This is a genomic window from Microbacterium lacus, from assembly GCF_044794305.1.
GTDB classification, from domain to species: Bacteria; Actinomycetota; Actinomycetes; order Actinomycetales; family Microbacteriaceae; genus Microbacterium; species Microbacterium lacus_B.
Map to the genome: position 1 here is coordinate 2,499,495 of NZ_CP084996.1, position 23,786 is coordinate 2,523,280.

At 65.3% G+C, this 23,786-nt stretch carries 21 protein-coding genes, 3 tRNA genes and 1 pseudogene; 8 read left to right on the forward strand and 17 right to left on the reverse strand.

The annotated features are described in order from the left end of the window. Nucleotides 1–3: 3 nt before the first annotated feature. The 3 genes from LG299_RS11930 to LG299_RS11940 are packed head-to-tail and all read right to left on the reverse strand — an operon-like array spanning nucleotide 4 to nucleotide 3,302. Entirely contained in the window at nucleotides 4–498 is a 495-nt protein-coding gene (locus LG299_RS11930; protein WP_404430488.1) for a recombinase family protein, read from the reverse strand. Nucleotides 499–555: 57 nt separating this feature from the next. After that, nucleotides 556–2,304: a cation:proton antiporter gene (locus LG299_RS11935; protein WP_404430490.1), complete on the reverse strand. Its 1,749-nt coding sequence runs from the start codon at nucleotides 2,302–2,304 to the stop codon at nucleotides 556–558. Beyond that, nucleotides 2,301–3,302 (reverse strand): malate dehydrogenase, encoded by a 1,002-nt coding sequence (locus tag LG299_RS11940; RefSeq protein WP_404430492.1) that lies wholly within the window; start codon nucleotides 3,300–3,302, stop codon nucleotides 2,301–2,303. The genes LG299_RS11935 and LG299_RS11940 overlap by 4 nt, the downstream gene beginning before the upstream one ends. Nucleotides 3,303–3,385: 83 nt before the next feature. Between LG299_RS11940 and LG299_RS11945 the strand changes: the two genes are divergently transcribed. Continuing rightward, nucleotides 3,386–4,255, forward strand: coding sequence for a neutral zinc metallopeptidase (locus tag LG299_RS11945; RefSeq protein WP_404430494.1), 870 nt, complete (start codon nucleotides 3,386–3,388; stop codon nucleotides 4,253–4,255). Next, nucleotides 4,252–5,229, forward strand: a complete 978-nt coding sequence (gene pip, locus LG299_RS11950) for a prolyl aminopeptidase (RefSeq protein WP_404430496.1) — start codon at nucleotides 4,252–4,254, stop codon at nucleotides 5,227–5,229. Before LG299_RS11945 ends, pip begins: the two co-directional genes overlap by 4 nt. A 28-nt stretch (nucleotides 5,230–5,257) precedes the next feature. On the opposite strand, the gene LG299_RS11955 is transcribed toward pip, so the two are convergent. The 4 genes from LG299_RS11955 to LG299_RS11970 all read right to left on the reverse strand — a co-directional run bounded on the left by LG299_RS11955 (nucleotide 5,258) and on the right by LG299_RS11970 (nucleotide 9,255). Continuing rightward, a complete protein-coding gene (locus LG299_RS11955) occupies nucleotides 5,258–7,036 on the reverse strand; it encodes an aldehyde dehydrogenase family protein (RefSeq protein WP_404430498.1) in 1,779 nt (592 codons plus the stop codon). Nucleotides 7,037–7,137: 101 nt separating this feature from the next. Beyond that, nucleotides 7,138–8,079 carry a hypothetical protein gene (locus LG299_RS11960; protein ID WP_404430500.1) on the reverse strand — a complete coding sequence of 314 codons (942 nt, stop codon included), beginning with the start codon at nucleotides 8,077–8,079 and terminating at the stop codon, nucleotides 7,138–7,140. Further along, a complete protein-coding gene (kynA, locus tag LG299_RS11965; protein WP_404430502.1) occupies nucleotides 8,076–8,936 on the reverse strand; it encodes a tryptophan 2,3-dioxygenase in 861 nt (286 codons plus the stop codon). The genes LG299_RS11960 and kynA overlap by 4 nt, the downstream gene beginning before the upstream one ends. 46 nt (nucleotides 8,937–8,982) lie before the next feature. Beyond that, nucleotides 8,983–9,255 carry a glutaredoxin domain-containing protein gene (locus LG299_RS11970; RefSeq protein WP_404430504.1) on the reverse strand — a complete coding sequence of 91 codons (273 nt, stop codon included), beginning with the start codon at nucleotides 9,253–9,255 and terminating at the stop codon, nucleotides 8,983–8,985. Nucleotides 9,256–9,319: 64 nt separating this feature from the next. Between LG299_RS11970 and LG299_RS11975 the strand changes: the two genes are divergently transcribed. The 3 genes from LG299_RS11975 to LG299_RS11985 are packed head-to-tail and all read left to right on the forward strand — an operon-like array spanning nucleotide 9,320 to nucleotide 11,867. Next, nucleotides 9,320–10,483 carry a glycosyltransferase gene (locus tag LG299_RS11975; RefSeq protein ID WP_404430506.1) on the forward strand — a complete coding sequence of 388 codons (1,164 nt, stop codon included), beginning with the start codon at nucleotides 9,320–9,322 and terminating at the stop codon, nucleotides 10,481–10,483. 41 nt (nucleotides 10,484–10,524) lie between these two features. Next, nucleotides 10,525–11,037, forward strand: a complete 513-nt coding sequence (locus LG299_RS11980; RefSeq protein ID WP_404430508.1) for a glycine cleavage system protein R — start codon at nucleotides 10,525–10,527, stop codon at nucleotides 11,035–11,037. Beyond that, nucleotides 11,034–11,867, forward strand: a complete 834-nt coding sequence (locus LG299_RS11985; protein WP_404430510.1) for an SDR family NAD(P)-dependent oxidoreductase — start codon at nucleotides 11,034–11,036, stop codon at nucleotides 11,865–11,867. Before LG299_RS11980 ends, LG299_RS11985 begins: the two co-directional genes overlap by 4 nt. On the opposite strand, the gene LG299_RS11990 is transcribed toward LG299_RS11985, so the two are convergent. The 7 genes and pseudogenes from LG299_RS11990 to LG299_RS12020 form a co-directional block, all read right to left on the reverse strand. Continuing rightward, complete coding sequence (locus tag LG299_RS11990; RefSeq protein ID WP_404430512.1) at nucleotides 11,851–13,026, reverse strand: polysaccharide deacetylase family protein; 1,176 nt, start codon at nucleotides 13,024–13,026, stop codon at nucleotides 11,851–11,853. The two genes, LG299_RS11985 and LG299_RS11990, sit on opposite strands and share 17 nt — an antisense overlap. A 63-nt stretch (nucleotides 13,027–13,089) precedes the next feature. Then, nucleotides 13,090–13,212, reverse strand: a pseudogene (locus tag LG299_RS11995) (hypothetical protein); the annotation flags it as partial. 23 nt (nucleotides 13,213–13,235) lie between these two features. Then, a complete protein-coding gene (locus tag LG299_RS12000; RefSeq protein ID WP_404430514.1) occupies nucleotides 13,236–14,159 on the reverse strand; it encodes a sugar phosphate isomerase/epimerase family protein in 924 nt (307 codons plus the stop codon). Next, a complete protein-coding gene (locus LG299_RS12005; protein WP_404430516.1) occupies nucleotides 14,156–14,560 on the reverse strand; it encodes a DUF6379 domain-containing protein in 405 nt (134 codons plus the stop codon). Before LG299_RS12005 ends, LG299_RS12000 begins: the two co-directional genes overlap by 4 nt. Beyond that, entirely contained in the window at nucleotides 14,553–16,121 is a 1,569-nt protein-coding gene (locus tag LG299_RS12010; RefSeq protein WP_404430518.1) for a GMC oxidoreductase, read from the reverse strand. The genes LG299_RS12005 and LG299_RS12010 overlap by 8 nt, the downstream gene beginning before the upstream one ends. Then, complete coding sequence (locus LG299_RS12015) at nucleotides 16,108–17,322, reverse strand: FAD-dependent oxidoreductase (protein ID WP_404430520.1); 1,215 nt, start codon at nucleotides 17,320–17,322, stop codon at nucleotides 16,108–16,110. Before LG299_RS12015 ends, LG299_RS12010 begins: the two co-directional genes overlap by 14 nt. A 103-nt stretch (nucleotides 17,323–17,425) precedes the next feature. Then, entirely contained in the window at nucleotides 17,426–18,715 is a 1,290-nt protein-coding gene (locus tag LG299_RS12020) for an ABC transporter substrate-binding protein (RefSeq protein ID WP_404430522.1), read from the reverse strand. 180 nt (nucleotides 18,716–18,895) lie between these two features. On the opposite strand from LG299_RS12020, the gene LG299_RS12025 reads away from it, so the two are divergent. Both LG299_RS12025 and LG299_RS12030 read left to right on the forward strand, forming a co-directional pair. Continuing rightward, nucleotides 18,896–20,236 carry an ROK family protein gene (locus tag LG299_RS12025; protein WP_404430524.1) on the forward strand — a complete coding sequence of 447 codons (1,341 nt, stop codon included), beginning with the start codon at nucleotides 18,896–18,898 and terminating at the stop codon, nucleotides 20,234–20,236. 389 nt (nucleotides 20,237–20,625) lie between these two features. Next, a complete protein-coding gene (locus LG299_RS12030; protein WP_404434875.1) occupies nucleotides 20,626–20,805 on the forward strand; it encodes an antitoxin Xre/MbcA/ParS toxin-binding domain-containing protein in 180 nt (59 codons plus the stop codon). 962 nt (nucleotides 20,806–21,767) lie between these two features. Here the strand turns inward: LG299_RS12030 and LG299_RS12035 are convergent. The 3 genes from LG299_RS12035 to LG299_RS12045 all read right to left on the reverse strand — a co-directional run bounded on the left by LG299_RS12035 (nucleotide 21,768) and on the right by LG299_RS12045 (nucleotide 22,085). Continuing rightward, nucleotides 21,768–21,840: transfer RNA gene (locus LG299_RS12035), tRNA-Phe, on the reverse strand. A gap of 71 nt (nucleotides 21,841–21,911) precedes the next feature. After that, nucleotides 21,912–21,985: transfer RNA gene (locus tag LG299_RS12040), tRNA-Asp, on the reverse strand. A 27-nt stretch (nucleotides 21,986–22,012) separates the two neighbouring features. Then, a tRNA-Glu gene (locus tag LG299_RS12045) sits at nucleotides 22,013–22,085 on the reverse strand. A 295-nt stretch (nucleotides 22,086–22,380) separates the two neighbouring features. Between LG299_RS12045 and LG299_RS12050 the strand changes: the two genes are divergently transcribed. Then, on the forward strand, nucleotides 22,381–23,721 hold the full coding sequence (locus tag LG299_RS12050; RefSeq protein ID WP_404430526.1) for a M23 family metallopeptidase: 1,341 nt from the start codon (nucleotides 22,381–22,383) through the stop codon (nucleotides 23,719–23,721). Nucleotides 23,722–23,786: the final 65 nt, after the last annotated feature.

Consider the following 23,786-nt stretch of genomic DNA (forward strand, 5'->3'; position numbering starts at 1 on the left):
GTGTCAGCGCCCGGCGTCGAACAGGTGCGAGCCGCCGTGGCTGAGCACCTTGACGACGACACCGCGGCGGTGGAGTTCTGCCACTGTGCGGGTCTCTTCGTCTATGTCGCGGCCGAGGGCGTGCACGCTCGTGACGACGAGCACGTCGCCACGGTCGAGGCGTCCGAAGACACGGCTGAGACGTTCTTCCCACCCCTCGAGCTGTTCGGGGGCGGGGTGACGGAACCCCTCGATCGGGACGCCGAATCGGGCGAGTTCTTCCCGTTGCGTGACCACCGACGGCATGTCGTCGCGGGAGATGACGAGTCCGACCAAGCGTGACCCCGCCGGGCGTGCACGCCACCAGTGACGGTCGGTCTGGAGTTCGGTGAAGCACTTCGGGCATTCCGCCGCGGGGTGCGCGAGGTGGAGGGGGCTCGTTTGCGGATCGCCCGCGGATGGGCCGTGTGCGCCGAAGGCACTCGCGACCGCGGCATCCGTGCCGGGGACCTCACTCATGTCGAATCCTTTCGCGCGCTCCATTCTCCCTCGCCAAGGGGACGCTGCGCACCACTTTCAGTCCTCGTCGTCGAGGCGCAACTGAAGACTGATCTCATCTGCATCCAGTTCGGCCAGTGCGTGGCGCAGGGCCATTGTTCCGTAGGTACCGCCCGAGGCGAGTTCGAGCAGACGTCGGCGCATCGCGTCGATCATCGCCATCCTCAACTGCAGCATGTCGCGCGCGAACACTGTGGTGTCGTCATCCGGTGGTTCGGTCAAGCGCGCCCCGACCTTCTCGAGCAGACCGTCCGGGAACGGCGTCCCGTCGAGGCGTACGAGTGCGGGATCTGCGAGGGCGGATGCCGCGGCCAATCTCAGTTCGTCATCGATGCGCTTCCGATCCTCGGTGTCGATGCCCTCTTGGTCGCCTGTGAGGCGAAGGATGCGAACGAGCCAGGGGAGGGTCGACCCTTGGATCAGCAGGCTCCCAATCGCAACGAGGAATGCGACGAAGATGAGGAGAGGGCGCTCGGGGGTGTCGCGCGGCAGAGTCTGAGCCGCGGCGAGCGTCACGACGCCTCGCATGCCCGCCCACACGATGATCGTGCCGTGCTTCCAGCCGAGCGGCGACGCCTGGTAGTAGTCGAGGTCGACGAACGCGCGAGCGATTCGCGCGCGTCCCGACGCGAGCCAACGGGTGCCCTGTTCGGGGGTGCGCGGACCGCCATGCCGCCCGCGCTTGGCAGTCGAAGGCGGAGATGACTCCACGTCGTCGAGACGAGAACTGACGCGTTCGAGTTCGGTTCGCTGTTTACCGCGCGCGTTGCGGCTCTGCAGCCACACAAGCAGGCTGACATACACCGCACGAACGAGCAGAAGGAGCGCAAGGGCAATGGCGGCGAGCCCGATGCCCTGCCCGATGCCGTCGTCACTCGCGGCGTTCTGCTCGAGGATGTCTTTGAGTTCCAACCCCATCAGGAGGAAGACGCCTCCCTCGAGGATGAGCTCGATCGTGCGCCAGTTCAGTTCGTCAGAAAGGCGCTGTTCCGGAGTGAACCATCTCGCCGAACCTTGGCCGGTCACGATCCCCGCAACAACGGCGGCAACGAGGCCTGAACCGCCGAGGTGCTCGGTCGGAAGATATGCCGCGAACGGCACGATGAACCCCACAGCTGTGTTCGCGGCCGAGTGGCGGATGAGCGCGCGGAGCCGCAGATTGAGCCAGCCGATGATCGCGCCGACGACGACAGCGACGAACACTCCCCACACGAACGCCCCGACGACACCTCCGGAGGGAATTGACCCGAGCGCAACCGCTGCCACCAAAGTGCGCAGCAACACGAGAGAGGTCGCGTCGTTGAGCAGGCTTTCGCCATCGAGCATCGTGACCACTCGGCGGGAGATGCCCAGACGTTTGACGATCGATGTGGCGACGGCATCCGTCGGGCTCAGGATGGCACCCAACGCGATGGCGAGGAGGATGTCGAGCTCCGGGATCATGGCGTGGAAGAAGAAGCCGAGGACGATCGAACTGACCAGCACGAGAAGCACCGAAAGACCGGATATCGGGCCGAAGTCGCGGCGAAACTCGATCGCAGGCAGCGCCACTGCCGCCGAGTAAAGCAGCGGAGGCAAGATGCCGATCAGGATGACCTCGGGCTCGACCTCCACGGGCGGAACGAACGGCAGCAGGCTCACTCCGAGCCCGAGAACTACCAGGATCAGTGGGCCGGCGATGCCGATCTTCGGAGCGATCGCCGTCGCCGCGGCAATTGCGAGAACGCCGAAGATGACGATGATGAGGGGATCGAGGAGTTCGTTCATAGGACTCCGAGCGCGCGCACGGTGTCGCGTTCGGAGACGAGTTCGGCGACCGAGCGGTCAAAGAGTGCTCGCCCGCGCTCATCGAGATCAATGCCCTCGAGGACTCGGTAGCCCGAGCCATCCGAGGTGACCGGGAACGAGCAGACCAGCCCTTCGGGCACGCCGTACTCGCCGCGCGAGACGACGGCCGCCGAGGTCCACGGGGTTCCGCGCTGCTCGTCACGCACGTGCTCGAGCGCGGCGTTCGCGGCCGAAGCAACGGACGAGGAGCCCCGCACTTCGATGATCTCGGCTCCGCGCTTCGCGACACGGGGAAGGAAGGTGTCGTCGAGCCAGGCCACGGCCTCAGTTGCCCCGCCGAGGCGTTCAGCGAGGGCATCAATCACGGGAACATCGCGGAATGCCGCGGACGAAACATCCGCAAACTGTGTCGCCGAGTGATTGCCCCAGATCACCATTCGCTCGATTTCGTCGGCGCGCGCGTCGAGCATCTCGGCCAACTGGCCGACGGCACGGTTGTGGTCGAGTCGAGTGAGCGCGCTGAAGCGGTCGGCAGGGACACCCTGAGCGGATGCTGCGGCAATCAGCGCGTTCGTGTTCGCCGGGTTGCCGACCACGACAACGCGGACGTCCGACGCAGCGGCCGCGGCGATCGCGGCGCCCTGCGGGCCGAAGATGCCCGCGTTCGCCGCGAGCAGGTCGGCGCGCTCCATTCCGGGCCCGCGAGGCCTGGCTCCGACGAGCATCGCGATGTTGGCACCGTCGAAACCTGTGACCGGGTCGTCGGTGATCTCCACGCCGTCGAGGAGGGGGAACGCGCAATCCTGCAGTTCGAGAGCCGCACCCTCGGCCGCCGTGAGCCCCTGTGGAATCTCGAGCAGACGAAGTCGTACGGGACGGTCGGGGCCGAGCATCTCGCCCGCGGCGATGCGAAAAAGAAGGGCGTAGCCGATCTGCCCGCCTGCTCCGGTGATGGTGACTGTCGTCGGTTGCTCCATGGGCCCGAGCCTATTGGGGTGTCGACTGTCAAGCCATGCCGATATCCCGCGGCACCGGGCGACGTCAGGGTACCGTTGGCGGCATGACTTTCAACGACAACGCCCAGGTGGGCGGCACCACGGCAAAGCGCCGTGGAGGGGGAATCGCCGCCGGAGCGGGTGGGGTCGCGGGTCTCGGCGCGATCGCGATTCTCCTGCTGAACCTCTTCACCGGAGGTGACTTCAGTGGACTCCTGGGTGGTGGGTCGTCGACAGAATCGGGATCGGGCGAAGCGATCACCGATTGCCAGACCGGTGCGGACGCGAACCGCGACGACGACTGCCGACTGGTGGCCGGTGCGGCCGTGGTCGACAAGTACTGGACCGACACACTCCAGGGCTACCGTCCGCCCCAGTTGATCATCGTCGAAGGTTCGACCAACACCGCCTGCGGTACAGCCTCCAATGCCACCGGGCCGTTCTACTGCCCGCCCGAAGAGACCGTCTACATCGACCCGACCTTTTTCGGGTTGCTCCGCGAGCAGTTCGGTGCGAGCGGCGGAGACCTCGCGCAGCTCTACGTGCTTGCCCACGAGTACGGTCATCACGTTCAACAGCTGATCGGCGTCTTCGACCAGTACCCGAACAACGGGTCCGGGCCTGACAGCAACGGTGTACGCACCGAACTGCAGGCCGACTGCTTCGCGGGGGCCTGGGTCGCCTCTGCCTCCAGCCAGCTCGACGCGAACGGCGTCGCCTTCCTCAAGCCGCCCACCGAGGCCGAGATCGCAGACGCACTCAATGCCGCAGCGGTCGTCGGTGACGACCACATCCAGCAGTCCTCGGGCGGAAACATCAACCCCGAGGCCTGGACGCACGGCTCGAGTGAGCAGCGTCAGCGGTGGTTCGCCACCGGTTACCAGCAGGGCGCGAGTGCCTGCGACACCTTCGCTGTGTCGGGCAGCAGCCTGTGAGCGACCTCGGGCAACTCGACGACATCCTGTACCCGCCGATCGAACCGTACGAGACGGGCGAGCTTCTCGTCGGCGACGGCAACCGCGTCTACTGGGAGCAGTCGGGCAACCCTGAAGGCAAGCCCGTGGTTTTTCTGCACGGTGGTCCCGGAGCAGGGACGTCGAGCTGGCACCGACGGTTCTTCGATCCCGAGCGCTATCGCATCATCTTGTTCGACCAGCGAGGCTGTGGGAGGTCGACCCCGCACGCGAGCGCTCCCGATGCCGACCTGCGTCACAACACGACGTGGCACCTGGTCGGTGACATGGAGCTGTTGCGCCGCAACCTCGGGATCGAGGCGTGGCAGGTGTTCGGAGGGTCGTGGGGGAGCGCGCTGGCTCTCGCCTACTCAGAGACGCATCCCGAAGCGGTGACCGAGATCGTCCTGCGCGGAATCTTCACCCTCCGCCGGCACGAGCTCGAGTGGTTCTACGAAGGTGGGGCGTCAGCGATCTTCCCGGATCTGTGGGATGAGTTCATCGCCCCGATCCCCGTGCTCGAGCGGTCGCACATGATCGAGGCGTATCACCGCCGGTTGACCGATCCCGATCCCGCCGTCCACCTCCCGGCCGGTGTCGCGTGGTCGAAGTGGGAGGCGTCCACGCTGACGCTCCTGCCCGATGACGATCTGGTCGCGACAATGACCGAGCCCGCCGCCGCGACGGCGTTCGCCCGCATCGAGAACCACTACTTCATGAACGACGGCTGGTTCGAGGAGGGTCAACTCATCGATAAGGTCGGGGCCGTGCGCGGCATCCCAGCTGTCATCGTTCAGGGGCGCTACGACGTGTGCACGCCGATCATGACCGCATGGGATCTGCATCGCGCGTGGCCGGAGGCTGAGTTCGTGATTGTTCCGGATGCTTCGCACTCGGCCTCGGAGCCGGGCATCGCGGCAGCACTGCGGGCCGCGACCGATCGTTTCGCCGAGTGAGGCGCGCGTAACGGGCGGACTGGAGCGCCTACGCGCGGAAGGCCTGCACGAGTGTGCCCATGAGGCGCGCCCAGTTGCCGTCCATGCGAAAGCGGGTGAAGCCCTCACTGACGGTCGCGCCCGTGCGTGACGTGACGAACCAGGACGGCTTGGGCAGCACCGAGAACCGGCCAGGTCCGGCGAGCGCCGAGACCGACCGGGGTAGCGGACGGAACGGCCCGCGGGTCAGCGAGCGCTCCACGCGATCGAGCAGAAGGGCGTTGTGCACCACACCCATGCCGCTCACGACGTTCTGAAGTGTCGATCCGGGAAAGCCGCCCCAGGTCAGCGTCGGGATCAGGAATCCGAAGGCCGTCCACGAGTTGATCGCGATCGCACCGTAGTGCAGGTCGGCGATCGCACGCTCGAATCCGTCGCCCAGCGCCGCCTCCGCAGCGGGGTCGATCAGCAGGTTTGCGCCCAGCGTGCCGGTGAGCTTTTCGTTCGCGTGTGCCACGGCAGCGTCGAGGAACTCCTGCCCGGTGCCCGGAAGCGAGACCACCCCGAGTATCGGTGCAAAGTACTCGGTCGTCTCAAGAGCGGTGGCGTCGTCGCCCGCGCCGATCTCGATGAGCGCACGCGTGCCGTCGGCGCACCATGATGCGTCGGGATAGTCGGATGCCGCGCCCTGGAGTTTCTCGTCGCTCCGGGGGTACCAGGCCGACCGCCGGGGTGCGGCTTCGTAGGCGACGCGCAGCGCGTCGAGGAACGCCTCGCGCTGTGGCCAGTCCGCGCTCAAAAGGACGATCTGCCCCGCGATGCAGTTGTGGCCGCTGTTCTGCAACCGCATAGTCACAACGTGTTCGGCGTGAAAGCGCAGGTCGGCGGTCGACCACTCGCCCGGAACGATGATGATCGGCGAGACTCCACCGAGTTCTGCGGTGATCGGTTTCTTCAGCAGCGGCCGGTTCGCGCGGCGCCGGCGCTCGCCGTTGGCACCCGGACCCCACACGATCGCGTCGAACGTCGGTGTCGCCCCGGTGATGTGCACGTGCGAGATACTCCGATGCGTCGTGAGGTACGCGCCAACATCGCCAGCGCCGCGGACGATTCGGACGAAGCCGGGCTCGATGAGTGGCGCGAGTGCGCGTTCGAAGACCGGCAGGAGCGCGTCCTGGGTCGGGTTGACCTTCAGCAGAACGACGCGGTTGCTGGCCATCAATTCGTACAGCACGTCGAGTACCGGAATCGCCGAGACGTTTCCGGCTCCGAGTACAACTCCCACGCCGGCAGGGGTCGTCGGGGTGAGCTGTCCGAGACCCGCATTGCGACGGGCCTCCGCTTCGGTCACTCCGGGTTCGAACCAGACCTCGCCGCTGTAACCCGAAAGCAGGAGTCCATCGATTGCGGTGAGCGGAAAGACGCGGGCGCACAGGCGGCCGCCGGGTGCAGCATCCGTCCTCACTCGCGCCAGCGGACTCTCACCCTGAGCGAGCGCGCGCACGCTGGTGCGATACGCCTCCAACGCCGTGAGTACCGCGTAGGGTCCGCCGAGCCACTCTTCTCCGCGAAGCGGATGCCCCGGCTCGAGCTCTTTCGAGGTCGCGGCGATGTCGGCCCACTCTTCGGCGCTCGCCGAAACCGTCGCGTGCAGACGCCCGAGAAGCCTTGCTCGCTGCGCGAGGGTGAGGTGCCGCCACGTGCTCTGACCCACCTCGAGCATGCGGATCGCCGCATCGAGCGGCTCCCGCACCTCGTCGGGGAGTGCCGGGGCGGATGCTGCGACCTGCGGCTTCTTCGATGCGGGGTTGGTGACGGTCGCAGACAACGGCGCTCTCCTTCGGGCGGGGCTTTCAGTGTACGTCGCGCGCTGGGACGCGATCTCAGACCGCGTGCGACTCGATGTCGGTGTGACCTGCCGGGAGCAACTCAGTGGTCGTCATGGATGAGCTCCTCGCGGGGCACGATGATTCCTCGCGCGAGCCAGCGCGGGAGCGCGTGCAACTCGGCCGGCGGCTCACCGGCGACGAAGGTCGAGACAGACTCCGCCCGCGTGAGCACGGGCCACGGGTCGGTGAGAGCGTGAATCAGTGCCTCGCCCCGCACGCCCGCGTCATCGAGCGCGACGAGCTCGCGAGCGTTGATGCCCACGTGAAGGTCGCCGTTGCCGAGGTCGGTGCCGTACAGCACCGTGCCACCGGCCGACACGAACGCCGCGAGGTTGGCCAGCGCAATGTTCTCGGCGATCGGTTCGCGGCGGTGGATGTCGATCGTCGAGATCCACTTCTGGCCCGAGGCTACGGCCTGAGCGATCACGGCGGCGGGAACGAGTTCGGTGAACGGGGTGTGCGCCAGAGCGTCGGCTCCCGCCTCCACCGCGAGGCGCGTCATCCCCTCGCCTTCGACGTGAGCGACGACCGGGAGGCCGCGATCCCTCGCCGCCGCGATGACGGCGGCGAGGGTGACCGAGTCGAACACCGGCCCCGCGTCGGAGTTCAGTGCGATCTTGATGACGGATGCTCCGAATGAGGCTTGTTCGAAGACCGCTGTCGCGGCTCCGCCGGGCACACCGGGGTGCAGGGAGGGGTCACTCACTTCACGCACGATCTCGCTCGGCGCCCACGACCGCCCGACCGGATAACCACCGGGTGCCGTGAGGAAGGCTCCCGCATAGACGACGTGCGGCATGCCGTCGTCGGCGCGCCGGGCAAGGTGCACGGGGTCGCCGCCGAGGTCGAGCACTCCGGCGATTCCCCCGTCGACGAGTTCGCTCACATCGATCAGCCCGAGATGCACGTGGTGGTCGATGAACGGCGCAAGGGCTGTCCCGTGTTCACCGGTCAGCGCGCGTCGCGCGCGGCGCAGGTTCATGACCCGATCTCGGTTCTGACCGCGAACAGCTCAGGAAAGAACGTGAGCTCGAGCGCACGCTGCAAGAACGGGACGCCGCTCGAGCCGCCGGTACCGGTCTTGAACCCGATGATGCGCTCTACGGTCTTCAGGTGCCGAAACCGCCAGAGGTGAAAGTTGTCTTCGAGGTCGACGAGTTCTTCGCAGGTCTCGTACGCCGTCCAGTGCGTCTGCGGGTCTGCGTACACCTCGACGAAGATCGGCACGAGTTCGGGCGTGAAGGTCCACGCCTTCGTGACATCACGGTCGAGCACCTCGGTCGGGATCCGGTACCCCGCTCGGGCCAGCATGCGCAAGAACTCGTCGTACAGGCTCGGGGCTTCCAGCGCCGCTTTCACCAGGGCATGAGCGGAGGGATCCGCCTCGAAGACCCGCAGCATACCCGCGTTCTTATTGCCCAGCGTGAACTCCACCGCACGGTACTGGGCGGACTGGAACCCGCTGGAGTTGCCCAGCACCCCCCGAAACTGCGCGTACTCGGCAGGCGTCAGGGTCGCCAGCACTGACCACTGCTCGGTCAGCGTCTTCTGGATGTGCTTGACACGGGCGATGCATTTCAACGCGCGGGCGAGCTGGCCGTCCCGCAGGAATCCGCAGGCCGCCGACAGCTCATGCAGGACGAGCTTCAACCACAGCTCTGTGGTCTGGTGCTGAATGATGAACAGCAACTCGTCATGATGCTCGGGGTCGCTCAGCGGCCGTTGCGCCGACAGCAGGGTCTCAAGGTCGAGGTAGCCGCCGTAACTCATGCGGTCGGTGAAGTCGGTGACGACCGAACCCTCGATCGTGCGGGTATTGCGGTCCACGCCCTCGGTCACAGGCTCAGCCTAGTGAGCAGGCCTCGCCGATGTCAGAGGAGCGGACTCAGATGAGCGAGAGTTCGCGCAGCTTCGCTTCCACGTCGGCGTTGCTGGGCTCGACCTGGTGCGACGCGTCGGGGTAGACCACGACGGGGATGTTCGTGCGGCCCGTGATCTCGCGGGCGACATCGGCGGCGGCCGGGTCGGTGACGAGATCAATGTACGTGTAGTGGATGCCGAGACCGTCGAGCTGCGTCTTGGTGCGGACGCAGTCGCGGCACCAGTCGGCACCGAACATCGTGATCGTCGAGGCGGAGGATGCAGCAGAGGAAGTCATTGGTCCATTCTCGGTGATACATCCTGAGCGCTCGCCGCACGCGGTCATGGGACGATAGAGGGCAGTGCAACTCTCGATCATCGTCCCCACGTACAACGAGGCTCCCAACGTCGCGGAGCTCGTTCGTCGCATCGTCGCGGCCACGCGGCGGAGCGATGAGCACCCGGGCATCGAGGCCGAGATCATCTTCGTCGACGACAGCACGGATGCCACCCCTCACGTCGTTCGCGAGCTTGCTGAGACTTCGGCCATTGCGATACGGCTCATCCATCGTGAGTTGGCGACCGGGGGGCTCGGCGGTGCCGTGCTTGAAGGCTTTGCTGTCGCCTCGTCGGATGCCTGCCTCGTGATGGACGGTGACCTCCAGCATCCGCCCGAAGAGATCCCCGCGCTGTGGGAGCGCTTCGAGCAGGGCGACGTCGATGTCGTCATCGCTTCGCGCTACCGGGGTGGGTTCAGCGCCGAGGGGCTCAGCGACCGTACCCGTGTCCTTGTCTCGAAGGTCTCGACCGCCGTCACCCGGGCGATGTTCCCGATCAAGCTCAAAGACGTCTCCGACCCGATGACCGGGTTCTTCCTGATCGACCGTCGGGCAGCCGAGGCTGAGTCACTGACCCCGCGCGGGTTCAAGATCCTGCTGGAGATTCTGGCCCGCAAGAACCTGCGCATCGCCGAGGTGCCGTTCCACTTCGCGGGCCGTCGCGCGGGACAGTCCAAGGCGTCGGTGCGCCAGGGCATGCACTTTCTGACGCAGTTGGCCGCTCTGCGCTTCGGCAAGATGTCGCTCTTCGCGGTGATCGGCGGGCTGGGTGCGCTCGTCAACCTCGCGATCGTGTGGGCGCTCACCAGCTTCGACGTCAACTACATCGCGGCGGCGATCATCGCGGCCGAGACGACGATCATCGGCAACTTCTTGCTGCAAGAGCGCTTCGTCTTCCACGACATGAAGGACGAAGCATCCGGAGTCTGGTCGCGCTTTGCGAAGTCGTTCACGTTCAACAACGCTGAGCTGCTGATCCGCATCCCGATCGTCGCGCTGATGGTCTCGGCTGGGCACATCTCGGTGGTGATCGCCACAGCCATCACACTGATCGTGGCCTTCGTCGTGCGGTTCGTCTTCCACTCGCTCGTCGTCTACGCACCCCGCAAGCCGGGCGCGGTCTCCTCGGCCGCTCGGCGGTTCGTCGAAGAGCTCGACGAACAAGCGATGTCGCCGGGCGAACTCTGATCTCCTGCCTTCGAGCGCGTACGCGTAGGTACAGTGTGGGCATGCCCACTCTTGTACTGACCGTTGTCGGCGATGACCGTGCTGGACTCGTCGCTGCTGTCGCCGATGTTGTCGATGCCCACGGCGGCAACTGGGAGCGCAGCCAGCTCGCTGAACTCGCCGGAACCTTCGCTGGGGTGATCGAGGTCTCGGTCGCCGCCGATCGTGAGACTGCCCTGCGTGAAGCTCTCGCGAGTATCGACGGGTTGCTCACGGTGGCGGTTGCGGCGAAAGAGCAGGCGGCGGATGCGTCCCCCTCCCGTGCGCTGTCGTTCACGGTGCTCGGCAATGACCGTTCCGGCATCGTCCGCGACATCGCCGCGGCCCTCAGCGCGCACGGGGTCAGCATTGACCGGCTAACGACCGAAACTCGCGACGCGGCGATGGCCGGCGGCCGGCTCTTCGAGGCGACGGTGATCGCGCGGGCACCGGCATCCGTCGACCTCGCCGCCGTCACCGATCAACTCGAGCGACTGGCGAGCGAAATTCAGGTCGACGTCACGGTCGGAGAGTGAAGACGGTCGTCATCACCGGCGCCAGCGACGGCATCGGAGCCGCCGCCGCGCGCACGACCGCAGAGCGGGGAGACCGCGTGATCGTGGTCGGGCGTTCACCCGAGAAGACCGCGGCCGTCGCGAACGAGATCGGGGCCGAGTACTTCACCGCCGACTTCGCACGGCTCGACGACGTGCGGGCGCTCGCCGCATCGCTGCTGGCCACCGCCCCGCAGATCGACGTGCTCGCCAACAACGCGGGTGGCATCTTCGGCGATCGCACGCCGACGGTCGACGGCCACGAGAAGACTCTTCAGGTGAATCACCTTGCGCCGTTCTTGCTCACGCACCTCCTCGGCGACACCCTGCGCGCAAGCAACGCGGCGATCATCAACACCTCCAGCGTCGGCGCCGCGCGCTACGGCCACATCGACATGGACGACCTCGGTAACGAGAAGAAGTACAGCCCCAACAAGGCGTACGGCGACGCGAAGCTCGCGAACATCCTCTTCACCCGCGGGCTGCATGAGCGGTTCCACCGAGACGGCGTGACCTCGGTTGCCTTTCACCCCGGCATGGTCGCGACCGGGTTCGCGGCCGACACCACGAGCTGGCTTCGCTGGTTCTACCGCACGCCGCTCTCGCGGCTCTTCATGGTCTCGGCGACCACGGGCGGCGACACGCTCTCGTGGTTCATAGGCGGTGAGCCCGACGTCACGTGGCTCTCGGGCCATTACTACGACGAGCGCTCGCTCACGACCCAGATGAACCCCCAGGTGCTCGATGACTCCCTCGTCGATGCGCTGTGGGAACGAAGTGCCGAACTGGTCGGAATCAGCCGATCCGGTTGACCAGCGAGTCCAGCCCCATGCCGTAGTCGATGCGCACCACGGGCAGAGCCAGCTTGTCGGTGCCGATGCGCACCTCACCCGGTTCGATCGTTCGGGCAAGTTCGAACCCAGCCTGCGCGACACCCTGCTTGGCGGTGTCGTTGTAGTGGCCGAACGGGTAGGCGATGACTTCCTTGACCCCGAGAACGCCGGCCGAGGTCTCGAGGTCGGCGGCGATCTCGTCGGCCGTCCAGTTGACCATCCGGCCCTTGCCGTTCGCACCCGCCTGATGCATGTCGTGGGTGTGCGAGCGGCCGAGGACGAAAGGCGAGGGGGCCGGACTCTGGGTGTAGGCGGTGATCATGAACGATGTCGTGATCAGACCTTTCGCATTGACGATCGGCACGGCCAGCTCGGTCCATGTCGGGTGAGCATCGTCGTCGGTGATGATCACCGAGTGATCGGGCAGGTACAGGCGCCCGTCGATGAACGCCGCGAGTTCATCCCACGTCGGCAAGTAGAACCCGGTCGTCGCGATGTGATTCATGTGCGCGTCGAAGTCGCCGATGTAGGCGTAGTTGCCCTTGAGCCAATGGTCCGGGTGATCGGGCGCGAGCCCCTCCGGCCGGTCGGTGAACTGGTGGTACATCAGGATCGGGATGCCGGCATCCGCCGCCGCGTTCTCTTCGGGGCTCATCCACGCGGAGTGCAGTGTGATCTGCTGATCGACGCACGTGACGAGGTCGGCGCCGTTGACGCGTCCGGGGATTGCGAGGGCCGCAGCATCCGCTTCGCTCGAATACCAACCCGCAAACACGCGGCCGTCCGCTGCGGGGATGGGGAGTCCGGCGTAGAGCACGCCCTGGGTGTGGAGCATGGGCACCGCGGACTCGACCGCCTCGCCGGTGAACGTGACCACGCACGCGGCCGGGTCATTGGCCTGCGCGAGCAGCTCTTCCTGCGGGGTCAACGGGGTCGGCGTCGGTGTGGGTGTCTGCTCGGGTGTCGCGGAGGGGGATGCCGCGGCATCCGGTGCATTCGCGTTCGAGGCCGCGAACCAGATCGCCATTCCGATGCCGCCGAAGACGGCGACGAAGGCGATTGCCGCGGCGGTGACGGCGAACCATCGCGGAGGCCGGCGTCGTCGCGACGCGGGTATGTGGGTGCCGGACGGCTCCATCGAAGTCCCAGTTTGTTCGAGGCAGTCACCGCACCGGTCCCCAGAACCGGCGCTGTACGTCGACTATATGAGGCCGAGCGCGAGCATGGCGTCGGCGACGCGGGTGAACCCGGCGATGTTGGCACCTGCCACGTAGTCCCTCGGCGTGCCGTACTCGTCGGCTGTCCTGAGGCAGCGGTCGTGTATCGAGCTCCCGTGACCTCACGATTTCAGTTCTCTGCCGGGGGTCCGAGTTCACCCGCCCGGAACTCGCGCTCGACTGAGCGCAGCAGTGCGTGGTGACGCCGGACTTGTTCTTGTCCACGGTAGACCGACCGGTCGCCCTCGTACTCGCTGGAGAGCCATCCGTCGTATCCGTGAGATACGAGCGTCTGGATGATCTCGACCCACGGGATCTGGGGGTCGACCAGGTTGTCATCGATGTCGAAGAACTTCGCCTGGATGAACCCCACATAGGGGAGGACATCGATCAGGTCGCTCATCGGCACCGCGAGGGGCGACATCCATCCCGCCTTATGCCCGTCTTCGCTGATTCCCGGCTGGATGGCGCTCGCTGCCTCACGCTGGAAGATTCCGGTATCGATCATCAGGCGGAAGTGTGGCGACCCGGTACGTTCGATGAACGCGATGTAGTCGTCGACGACCTTGTGTTTGATGGGCGTCGGCGCGTGGATTTCGGGGCAGATGACGATGTTCCGCTGGGCTGCGTAGTCGAGGTTGGCCTCGACGATGTGTTCCCAGTCAGGGTGTGGGTCCAGTTCCATGCTGACGATGCCGAACTTGGGTCGGATCGTGCTGAACCCGAGTGTCGATGCGAGCCCGATGTCGCGGCGCAGGATTTCGGCGCCTTCGTCGCGTGTGAGGTCCCGACCGCGTGAGAGGCCGATGTCGACCCACGAGCAGTAATTGGTGGGCTGCAATCCGTGCTTCTGGAGACGTGCCCACCACTGATCCACCCACGTCGTGGTGGGGTTCGGGTATCGACGGATATTGCTTTCGCCGAGGATTTCGATGCCGGTTGCGCCGACCGAAGCGATTTCCGCCATCGCGTCGTCGAGGGTCATGACGGTATTCATGTCGCCCGTGTAGCTGTAGAGCGAGACTCCGTACTTCAGACCGTTGGGAACGTTCATGAGATCACCGTGACCTTGCGCTCGGCGTGGAAGATTGAGGGTTGGAATAGCGCCGGGATGTAGGGCGCGTGGATCGCAATGTCGACTTCGACGTCGTGCACCCCGGGAGCCAGACCGCCATCGTGGGGCACGGTGATCGTGGCCGGGAGGTCGAGATCCCAGCGAACGTCGAGGTGAGAGTCCTGCAGTTCTTTGAGGGAGTACTGCTTGCCATGGAGCGTCCAGAGCGGCACGTCCCTTGCCCAGCTCAGGTTCCCCACCCGGATATCCACGCCATCGATCAGGCGTCCGTAGACGCCGCGGTAGTTCGGCATGCGGAGCAGGAGGCGGAAGCCTGTGATCTTCCCCTCTTCGACGACATTCTCGAAGCCTCGGTTCTGGATGATCTCGCGTTCAAGCATGATTTTTGATCCTCTGATCCACTGTGAGTCCTGGTTTCTGATTCTTCGCGATCGCACGCGCGCCGCGGATGGCAAGCGCGACGTTGGTGAGTGTGGGGTTGCATGCGATCGCGGTCGGGATCACCCCGTTGCCGGCGACATAGAGACCCGGATACCCCCATACCTGTGAGTTCTCGTCGCAGACGCTGCGCCCATCGTCGGTAGCGCCCATGCGTGTGGTGCCTTGGTAGTGCAGTGACGCGCCAGCCGGGAACTCGATGGGGTCGCCGAAGACGGCATCGCCGAGCAGATCTCCGACCGCGACGATCTCCTCCTTCGCGCGCGCGAGCGTCCGGCGGTCCGTGTCGGTCAGGTCGTAGTGGATTCGCATCGCGGGCATTCCGTAGCCGTCCACGGCCTCGCTGTCGAAGTCGACACGGTCTTCTTCACGGATGTCCTTGGGGCAGAACCACCCGAGCCCGACTACTTCGCCCGGCATGATCTCACCGTCATACGGAACGGGTGAGGCGTCGAGCTGCATGACTTGGCCGTGGAAGGGTGCGGCGTCTGTGAAAGGTACCCAGCTCACCCCGCTGAGCAAGTCAACTGGTCCCGCTTGCCGGGTGGTTTTCTGGGCTGGCACGTCGCGCAGTTTGACGGCGTGGACGACTTGCGGCTGGTCGTTGAGATACCGACCGAGAGCAGGCGGCCGGATGCTGGATGCCCAAAGAAGCTGGGGGGTTCGTAGCGCATCGGCCGCCACGACGACCGTTGCTGAGCCGACGTCATAGCTTTCGCCGGTCTCGAGATCGCGGACCGTGACACCGATGACTCGGCGGTCTGACGTGCGCACCGTTGTGACGAGTGCGCGAGGAACAAGCCGGTGATTGGGGTTGCCGCGAGTCTCGTCACCGAAGACAACGTCCGAACCAGACCACCACAGGCTCCCATCGTCCCGACGCCGTACCGCGAGCGGCATCGCCGCGACCGACCGACTGCGGCGGGAGTCGAGTCCGTCTGAGAGACGCTTACGCACCAGGTGTGCCATCGCCGAGTCCGCCATGACCTCCGACGACACTCCGAGCAGACGCTCCGCGGTGGTCAGGAGCTCGTCGAAATCGGGCAGGAAATCGACGCGCTCGCTCTCCCCGGGACGAGGGCACGCGCAGGTCCAGTGCGCACCCATCCCGCCAACGTTTGTCGAGAACGCAAGCGCGGGAAGTCCCACCTGTTCGCCGAGCTGATAGCCCTCGGTCAGCAGATAGGTCCCTGGCCGCACAACCCGGGCGGCATCTGAGGCGTAACCGTCAAGCGTGTCGGTGCTCTCGTGCGTGTGCGACGGGTTTGGCCCTTCGGAGAGACGCTGAGCCGCGGCACGGTCGGCGTCGTCGACCAGGTTCTTCACATGGGCACCCGGGGGATCAGTGAGTAAGGAGCCGGCGTCGAACTGCAGGATTCGCAGATCGGGGCGCTCCTCGCTCAGGATCCGGGCGTACGCGGCACCCGCAGGTCCGGTACCGACGATGACCACGTCGGCAGCGAACGCGCGGTCGGTGGCCGACGCTGAATCAACGACGGACAAGACCGCTACCCATCTCTTCAAGTTGCGCCACGATCTCGGCTGGACTCTTCTCGCCCACCTGCTTCTGCAACATCGGGGTCTTGTCGAGGATGAAGTCGCGCACCGGTCGGAGAAAGCGCGGAGCGTGGTGAAAGACTTGCCCCAGCGCATAGGCCTGCTGCACCTGGGACGTGGTGTGCGCGATCCGGCGCTGGTCGTAGCGCGCCAGGGACGCGTGCACCGCAGCAGTGTCGGCGAGGTCCGCCCCGGTCAATTCCTGCGCGAGTGTGTATCCGTCGCCGATAGACATGCCCGCCCCGTAGGCCGCGTAGGGCGATGTTGCGTGGGCGGCATCGCCGGTGAGTGTGATGCGTCCCTTCGACCATTGCGTCAACGGCTTGCGGTCGCGAATCGGCCAGCGTTGAAAGTGGCTCACTTCGGTGGACTCCACGAGGCCAGCGAGCGGACCAGGAAAGCGACGGGCGAGCGTGAGCGCGTGCTGTTTGAGATCTGTCGGAGGTTGGGCGGTGGGGTCCCATGCCTCGAGCACCCACCACTGGATGCCGTCGCGCCCGTTGTCGCGGATGGACGAGTAGGTGCCCTGGACGCTGCGGTCGTGGCTGAGCACGACTTCGTTGCGCTCGACCCCAGGAACATCGGAGAAGGTGTAGCCGCCGATGATGTGGAGCTTGTGCTCGCGCTTCTCGCTTGCTCCCCACAGGGCAGTGCGGACCATCGAGTCGATCCCGTCGGCGCCGACGACTACGGCTGCCTCGACGACGGAACCGTCCCCGAGCGACACGTCGACGCGATCACCCCTGTCCTTGAGATCCGTGACCTCGACGTTCGTGCGGAGAACACCCTCGGGCATCGCCGCGAGCATCCGCCGGTACAGCTCGGGGCGGAGCAGCCCGATGAAGCCGCCGCCGTACGCGCTCACGACCTCGTCGGGGATCTTGACGTCGGCGCGGATGTTGCCCTTGACTCCGCGAAATGTCGTGTGGCATGGCGCGCCGAGATCGACAGTGTCGACGCCCATTTCCTGCAGCGCTTTGATCGGGGGTGGCCAAAGGTTCAGGATGTTGCCCGCTGGGCGAGCTTCTCTATAGCGCTCGAGAAGGATCGGCCGGTGGCCGACCTTGTGCAGAGCGAGCGCGGTGGCCATTCCGGCGGGGCCCGCTCCGATGATGACGATCGGCGAGGGCTCGGGGTGGGTGTTCATGGGGACTCCGTCTTCGGTGACTGGATGGAGAAAGCTTCGGGAGAAGAGAGTGCCCGCCCGGGTTCGAAGCAGGCGGGCACCTCGGTCTAGGGCGACTGGCTGTCTACGCGTCCCACGCGGCATCCATCTCATCGAGGATCTGGTCGACGGTGTTCTGGCCGGTGAACAGCCCCTGGATACCGACGCTCAGGGCGTCATAGACAGCCGGGTTCGGCCACGTCTCGACCGGGAACCCGGTGTAGGAACCCGACTCGATGAGCGCCGCCATCGGCTCGTACTCCGCCGACACCGTCTCTGCGGTCGCGCCGGAGATCGGAATCAGGCCGGAGAGGTCGGCAAACGTTTGTGCCTGCTCTGGTTCGGCCGCCCAGTCGAGGAACGCTTGAGCGGAGATCTTCGCGTCGTCCTCTGCAGCAGCGTTGATCGCCCAGGCGTAGCTCGCCGAGACCACCGCGTAGGGTTCCTGCCCTTCGGCGGGCGGGAACGCCTGCACGTTCAGCTCCAAGCCTGCGCCTTGATTGATCTGAGCGGCCGCTGACCCCGGTACCGGTGCCGACAGCGCGGTTTGGCCACCGAGGCCCTGGGTGATGGAGTCGAATGTTCCCCCAGCAACGCCGTCCTGGAAGCATCCTGCGTCGTTCATCTCCACAATGTCTTCCAGAAGGTCGCGCCAACCACTGTCGGCGAAGGTGACGTCGCCTGCGCTGCGTTGCTCATTCCAGTCAGGGTTCTCCTGGTACACGCGCGTCGCGGACATGGTCGCTGCCAGCAGCCCGGTGTTGAACGAGATGGTGCCGGCGACGACCATGACGGTCTTTCCGCCTTCGCGTGCAGTGGCGCAATCCTCCAGCAAGTCTTCGTAGGTGGCCGGGTACTGCTCGATCCCGACGCTCTGTCCGCCCGGGCCGTTCCACACGAGGGAGGTTGGGGCAAGCGCGGTGGGCTGCCCATAGATCTCGCCGTCGATGCCGAAGAGGCTCTCTTGACCGGTGGGGATGATTGCCGAGGATGCTTCACCAAGAGGTGCGAGGAAGCCGCTTTCGGCGATCGTGGTGACCGTGACGGCCTGGCCTCCGCCCGGGATGAGAACCATGAGGTCGGCGGCGTTGCCGCCCTGGAGCTGCGTCGTGAGTTGGTTGTTGTACGACTCGGCTTGGTAGGGGAGCACCTCGATCTCGACCCCTGTCTCCTCGGAGTACTGCGCGGCGAGTTGTTCATACGGATCGTCGAGTTCGCTCGCTTGGGGAACCATCAGCGAGAACCCGGCCAGTGTGGGATCTTCGGTGCTTCCCGGTGCCTGCGTCCCTGAGCAACCGGCCAGGACGAGAGCGGCAGCGAGCGGGGTGGACAACAGCACCCACCGTGTGTTCTTGGTAGCCGTGAGCTGTGACATATCGAGCCTTTCGTGACGTCTTTGTCGCCACCCGGGTGAGTGGCTGGAGCAAGATGCGCTTCAACTCTTGCATGTTATGTGCCCCAGGAACATAAGTGATGGTGATGCCCCTGGTGCTCATACTTATACGCAGTGTCAGCATTCGAGTCGCGCCCATATCCCACGTGCCAGAATGTGAGGGTGGCTTTAGCTCCCGAAGAACAGATCCAAGTCGACGCCTCTCGGACGTGGGTGGTGGGCTCAGAGGGAGCGTCCAACGCCATCGCATCGTCGCTGGATGCTGCGCCGCTCGCTGTGATCGTTGACCTCGTTCGGACGGGCTTTGCCGATACGCGACCACGTCTGGCAGTCATCACCGGCCTCAGCCGGAAAGTCGTGGCGCAGCGCGTCGATCAGGCGTGTGAAAACGGGCTGCTGAAAGATGCCGGTCTCGCGCACTCGGAAGGGGGGCGCCAGGCTCGACGGCTCGAGTTCAATGCCGACGCCGGCTACGTCTTCGGGGTGCTGATCGAGGCCTCCGAAATAACGCTCGGGATCTCGGATCTGCGTGGGCGTCTCCTGGCAACGGCTCATGAGGACTGGAGCGTGGACAACGGGCCGGAGTTGACCATGCAGCGCGTGAAGTTGCACCTTGACGCGCTAGCTTCTCGTACAGGCGTAGCGCGACCCTGGGGAATCGGCGTGGGCGTGCCAGGCCCCGTCGACTACTCGTCGAGCAGGCTCGTGTCTCCGCCGATCATGCCCGGATGGGACGGTTTCAGCGCTCGATCGTGGTTGCGTGAGCACTACGACGCCCCCGTCTGGGTAGACAACGACGTCAACGTGATGGCGATCGGCGAGTGGGCATTCGGAACCGGGTCGCGCTCCGACGACATGCTCTTCATCAAGGCAGGTACAGGTGTCGGGGCGGCCATCATCTCTCGCGGTCGTCTCTTGCGAGGCCAACGAGGCGCAGCCGGCGACATCGGTCACATGCATGTCACCGATGACCCACAGGTGACGTGCCGATGCGGACAGACCGGTTGCCTCGAGGCCGTCGCAGGCGGATGGTCCCTCCTCGAGGAGGCGACCCGTCGCTCGGGTGCCAGCGCAATGCTCACCGCGGCCATTGCCGACCATGGACATGTCACCCTGGGCGACATCGGAGTAGCCGCGCACGAGGGAGACCCCCTATCGCTCGAGATGCTACTGGCGAGAGCCCAGATTCTCGGCGAAGTAGCCGCCTCCCTCGTGAACTTCGTCAACCCTGGCCAGCTCGTCATCGGCGGGGGTGTTTTGCGGGCAGGTACAGAACCGCTCAATCGGATCAAAGACGTCGTGCTTCGCCGCAGTACGAGATTGGCTTCGGAGGGCCTCACCGTCCGAGCAGCTTCCCTCGATCAGATGGAGGGTGTCATCGGTGCTGCCCTGCTTGCCGCGGAGAATCTTCTCGCACCCCCGGCGCTCGCGCGCTGGGTTGAGGACGCCAGCCCACTTGGCCACGCCACCGCACTGCAGAGGCACGACACGGCATTTGTGTGAGGCGGATGACCCCGCCGCCGAGCGGCTGAGACCGTCAAGCGCGCGCAAGGCTCGGCAGCCCTGTGAGAAGACGGTGTCGCGTCCGGCTCTGACCAGGGAAATGAAGAAACCCCCGCGAGTAGAAGCCTCACGAGGGTTTCAGTGGCTCCGACGGGCGTCGATCCCGTGACCTCACGATTTTCAGTTGTATCTGGGCACCTGCAGCAGCGACGTCAGCGTCGACGAGTAGTGCCACGCCGAATCCATTCCCACGGTCACACGCACAGTCGGGATCATGGATCAGATGGCAACCAGTTCACGTCGGTGTCGACGCTTTCGAGTTCCGCCCCGTCGCGATGGACGTTATCGATCGGTGGCTCGGAGTCGGGCATCAGGTAGCACGGGTGACCATGCCGAACGAGATCGCGGTGCTCCTTCATCGTCACTTCATGCCCGATGCCGCCGATGCCTGGCTCCATGGCCACAACTCCCACCTGGCCGGGGCGCGTCCGATCGATTTGTTGCAGCTCGACGCAATCGCGGACGTGATCGAGGCGCTTAACGCGGAGATCCAGGGCGGTCTGAGCTAGTCCTCACTGTTGAGATGGATACGTCATGCCTTCGGTGCAGAGTTCGCCGGAGAAATAGGCATTAGTTCAAAAATCCCCGGTCAGGAGTACCGTCTGCGGCCAATGATTAAAATCAGGGTGCTACTGTGGCCATGAATCGGTCGCGCGATGCGGTCGTCTGGGGGATATGGGGAACTCGATGGCAAAAGGTCATCTCTGTCCGAACTGTGGCAAGAACACGCTGCAGCCGTACACAACCAATCAGCTGAAGTGCTCAAACTGCGACACGGTCGTCAAGAAGGATCAGCTGACCTGAATCGTTGACCGTGCCGCCGCTTTCTGAACGGATGCGCTGCTGGCCTCGAAGACAGGCACGTCACGCGTCGACCTGATGCTCAGGCGTTGAACTCAAAGGAGAAGTGTGGGTTTCTTCAGCAACCTGTTTGGCGGATCTGCGTCGTCTGATGCCGCTAGTTCCGACAGCTCGGTGGCTACCCTCATTTGCGACTCATGCGGCGACGAGGTCGATGAAGAGGACATACAGGACGGGGAGTGCGAGGACTGCTACGCGTCCGACTACTCCGGCGACAAGTACTGTTGCGGGATCCTCTACGAGGATGGCGAAGATACCTGCATGAGCTGCGGTGAATCGCTGTAGTCGGCTGCCCCTTGGCTTTCGCGGCCTCGGAGATCGCCGCATAGCGGCTGACCAAGGGGATGGTCGCGAAAGGGGAAAAGGGAGCTGCGGCGAGCCGAGTGCCAACAGAATCCGACAGGCTCCCGGCCCATTCCCGGCCAAAGCGACTGAAAGAGTTGCTTAACCCACCATCCATCACGGCGGTTTCGTCCTGCCTCGATCGCCTAACGACCGGACTCGGCGCTGCGCCCATCAGTGATAAACCTGCCCTCACCAGGGCAAAGCAAAACCCCCGCGAATAGAAGCTTCGCGAGGGTTTCTGGGGTGATTGTAATGATCACCCTTGTGGCTCCGACGGGCGTCGATCCCGTGACCTCACGATTTTCAGTCGTGCGCTCTACCAACTGAGCTACAGAGCCGAGTGGCATCCGAAGAATGTCACTCCTGAGACGAAAGGCCCTTCTCAAAGAAAAGGGCCCGTCGCTCAGAGCGACCCTGACGGGACTTGAACCCGCGACCTCCGCCGTGACAGGGCGGCACGCTAACCAACTGCGCTACAGGGCCTTACGTATTCAGTTGTATGTCAGAAAGTGACCCCAACGGGATTCGAACCCGTGCTACCGCCGTGAAAGGGCGGCGTCCTAGGCCACTAAACGATGGGGCCGAGCGAGTTCGAGAACTCACACTTACCGACGCTCAAGCATACGCAATCCATTGTGAATCCGCTAATCGAGGGCGCGCCTCTCGCGATCACACGCCGAGCGACGCACACTGACGGGTGCGCATCGGCCCGATCGGGGGCACACTGGAAGCGACGTCTTCCTTGCTTCTGTTGCTGATGTTGCTAGTGTGAAAGACGTTGTGTCCTGAGGGGAGGTAGCCGTATGCCCCTCGAGCACGCCTCCGAAGACTGCGGATGCGCCCCGACTGACGCTGAGCGCCGCACCCTCTGGCCGAAGATGAGCCGTCGCTCCGTCCTGGGATTCGGAGCATTCGGAATCGTCGCGCTCGGAACGCTCGCCGCGCCGTTCGTGCCCGCCGCGTTCGCTGACGAGTACCCCACGTGGGAAGACGTCCAGGCGGCGCAGGCGAACGAAGTAGCCAAGGCCGGTCAGGTCACCAAGATTCAAGGCCTGATCGCGTCGCTCGCCGACGACGTCGCCGCGAAGCGTGCTCTCGCGGACCAGGCGGCTGATGTCTTCTACCAGGCACAGCAGGCGTTCTTTGACGCTGCCTATAAGGCAGATCAGTTGCAAGCGGAGGCAGACGCACAGGCCACGACGGCGGCGGATGCTGCGGCCAAAGCTGGTCGCGTTGCCGCGCAGCTGTACCGCAACGGTGGTGACGACACCTCGATGGAGTTGTTCTTCTCGGGTTCGGCGGCCGGAGCGGACGATTTGCTGGCGCGGCTGGGCACGATGGATCGCCTTATCGACCGCAACCAAGACGTTTACGCTTCCGCGATCACCGCGCGCGACGCGGCCCAAGGGCTCAGCGACCAGGCGGTTGTCGCACGAACTGAGCGCGATCGTCTGCAGCAGGTCGCGCAAGAGAAGATGCTCGAGTCGCAAGCCGCCGCCGATGCCGCCCAGGCCGCACTCGACAAGCAGCAACTGCATCTGGGTGACCTTGAAGCCCAACTCGCGGCGCTTCAAGACACCACAGCCAGGACCGTCGCAGAGTATCAGGCCGGTGTCGAGGCGCGTCGCAGAGCGGCCGAAGAAGCGGCACGCCAGGCGCGGCTCGAAGCGGAGCGCCTCGCAGCCGCAGCGGCAGCCGCTGCGGCAGCGGCTGCCGCAAACGGCGGCGGCGGTGGCGGCGGCGGCGGCGGTGGCGGTGGCGGTGGCGGAAGTGTCGGCGGAAACGGTGGCGCAGTCATCGGTTCGGGTTGGGCGCGACCGTCTTCCGGGCGACGAACCTCCGGCTATGGGGCACGCACGGTGCAGTGCGGCAACACGTATTGCTCGAGCGGATTCCACTACGGCGTCGACCTCGCCGCAGGGTGCAGCGCGGGAATCTACGCCGCCTCTGCGGGCACGGTCGTGTATGCCGCGTACAACGGCGGCTACGGCAACTACATCAAGATCGACCACGGCGGCGGTGTCGGCACCGGGTACGCGCACATCCGCCCGGGCGGCATCTTCGTGGGCCGCGGCCAGTGGGTGAACGCCGGGCAGCTCATCGCGAGCGAAGGCAACACCGGCAACTCATTCGGCTGCCATCTGCACTTCGAGACCTATGTGAACAACAACCCCGTCAACCCGATCAGCTTCATGTCGGCACGAGGCATCGGCGTCTGAACCGCGCGGCAACGCAGAAGGCGGACGCCGCGGGTAGCAGCATCCGCCTTCGACGTGTTGAAGAC

What these genes read in the sequence shown, in the direction of transcription:
- LG299_RS11945 (WP_404430494.1), top strand. Translation starts at nt 3,386, where the DNA reads ATGACTTTCAACGACAACGCCCAGGTGGGCGGCACCACGGCAAAGCGC.
- LG299_RS12000 (WP_404430514.1), bottom strand. Translation starts at nt 14,159, where the DNA reads ATGAACGTTCCCAACGGTCTGAAGTACGGAGTCTCGCTCTACAGCTAC.
- LG299_RS12030 (WP_404434875.1), top strand. Translation starts at nt 20,626, where the DNA reads ATGCCGAACGAGATCGCGGTGCTCCTTCATCGTCACTTCATGCCCGAT.
- LG299_RS11935 (WP_404430490.1), bottom strand. Translation starts at nt 2,304, where the DNA reads ATGAACGAACTCCTCGATCCCCTCATCATCGTCATCTTCGGCGTTCTC.
- LG299_RS11930 (WP_404430488.1), bottom strand. Translation starts at nt 498, where the DNA reads ATGAGTGAGGTCCCCGGCACGGATGCCGCGGTCGCGAGTGCCTTCGGC.
- LG299_RS11990 (WP_404430512.1), bottom strand. Translation starts at nt 13,026, where the DNA reads ATGGAGCCGTCCGGCACCCACATACCCGCGTCGCGACGACGCCGGCCT.
- LG299_RS12015 (WP_404430520.1), bottom strand. Translation starts at nt 17,322, where the DNA reads ATGAACACCCACCCCGAGCCCTCGCCGATCGTCATCATCGGAGCGGGC.
- LG299_RS11980 (WP_404430508.1), top strand. Translation starts at nt 10,525, where the DNA reads ATGCCCACTCTTGTACTGACCGTTGTCGGCGATGACCGTGCTGGACTC.
- LG299_RS12050 (WP_404430526.1), top strand. Translation starts at nt 22,381, where the DNA reads ATGAGCCGTCGCTCCGTCCTGGGATTCGGAGCATTCGGAATCGTCGCG.
- LG299_RS11940 (WP_404430492.1), bottom strand. Translation starts at nt 3,302, where the DNA reads ATGGAGCAACCGACGACAGTCACCATCACCGGAGCAGGCGGGCAGATC.
- LG299_RS11970 (WP_404430504.1), bottom strand. Translation starts at nt 9,255, where the DNA reads ATGACTTCCTCTGCTGCATCCTCCGCCTCGACGATCACGATGTTCGGT.
- LG299_RS12020 (WP_404430522.1), bottom strand. Translation starts at nt 18,715, where the DNA reads ATGTCACAGCTCACGGCTACCAAGAACACACGGTGGGTGCTGTTGTCC.
- LG299_RS12005 (WP_404430516.1), bottom strand. Translation starts at nt 14,560, where the DNA reads ATGCTTGAACGCGAGATCATCCAGAACCGAGGCTTCGAGAATGTCGTC.
- LG299_RS11960 (WP_404430500.1), bottom strand. Translation starts at nt 8,079, where the DNA reads ATGAACCTGCGCCGCGCGCGACGCGCGCTGACCGGTGAACACGGGACA.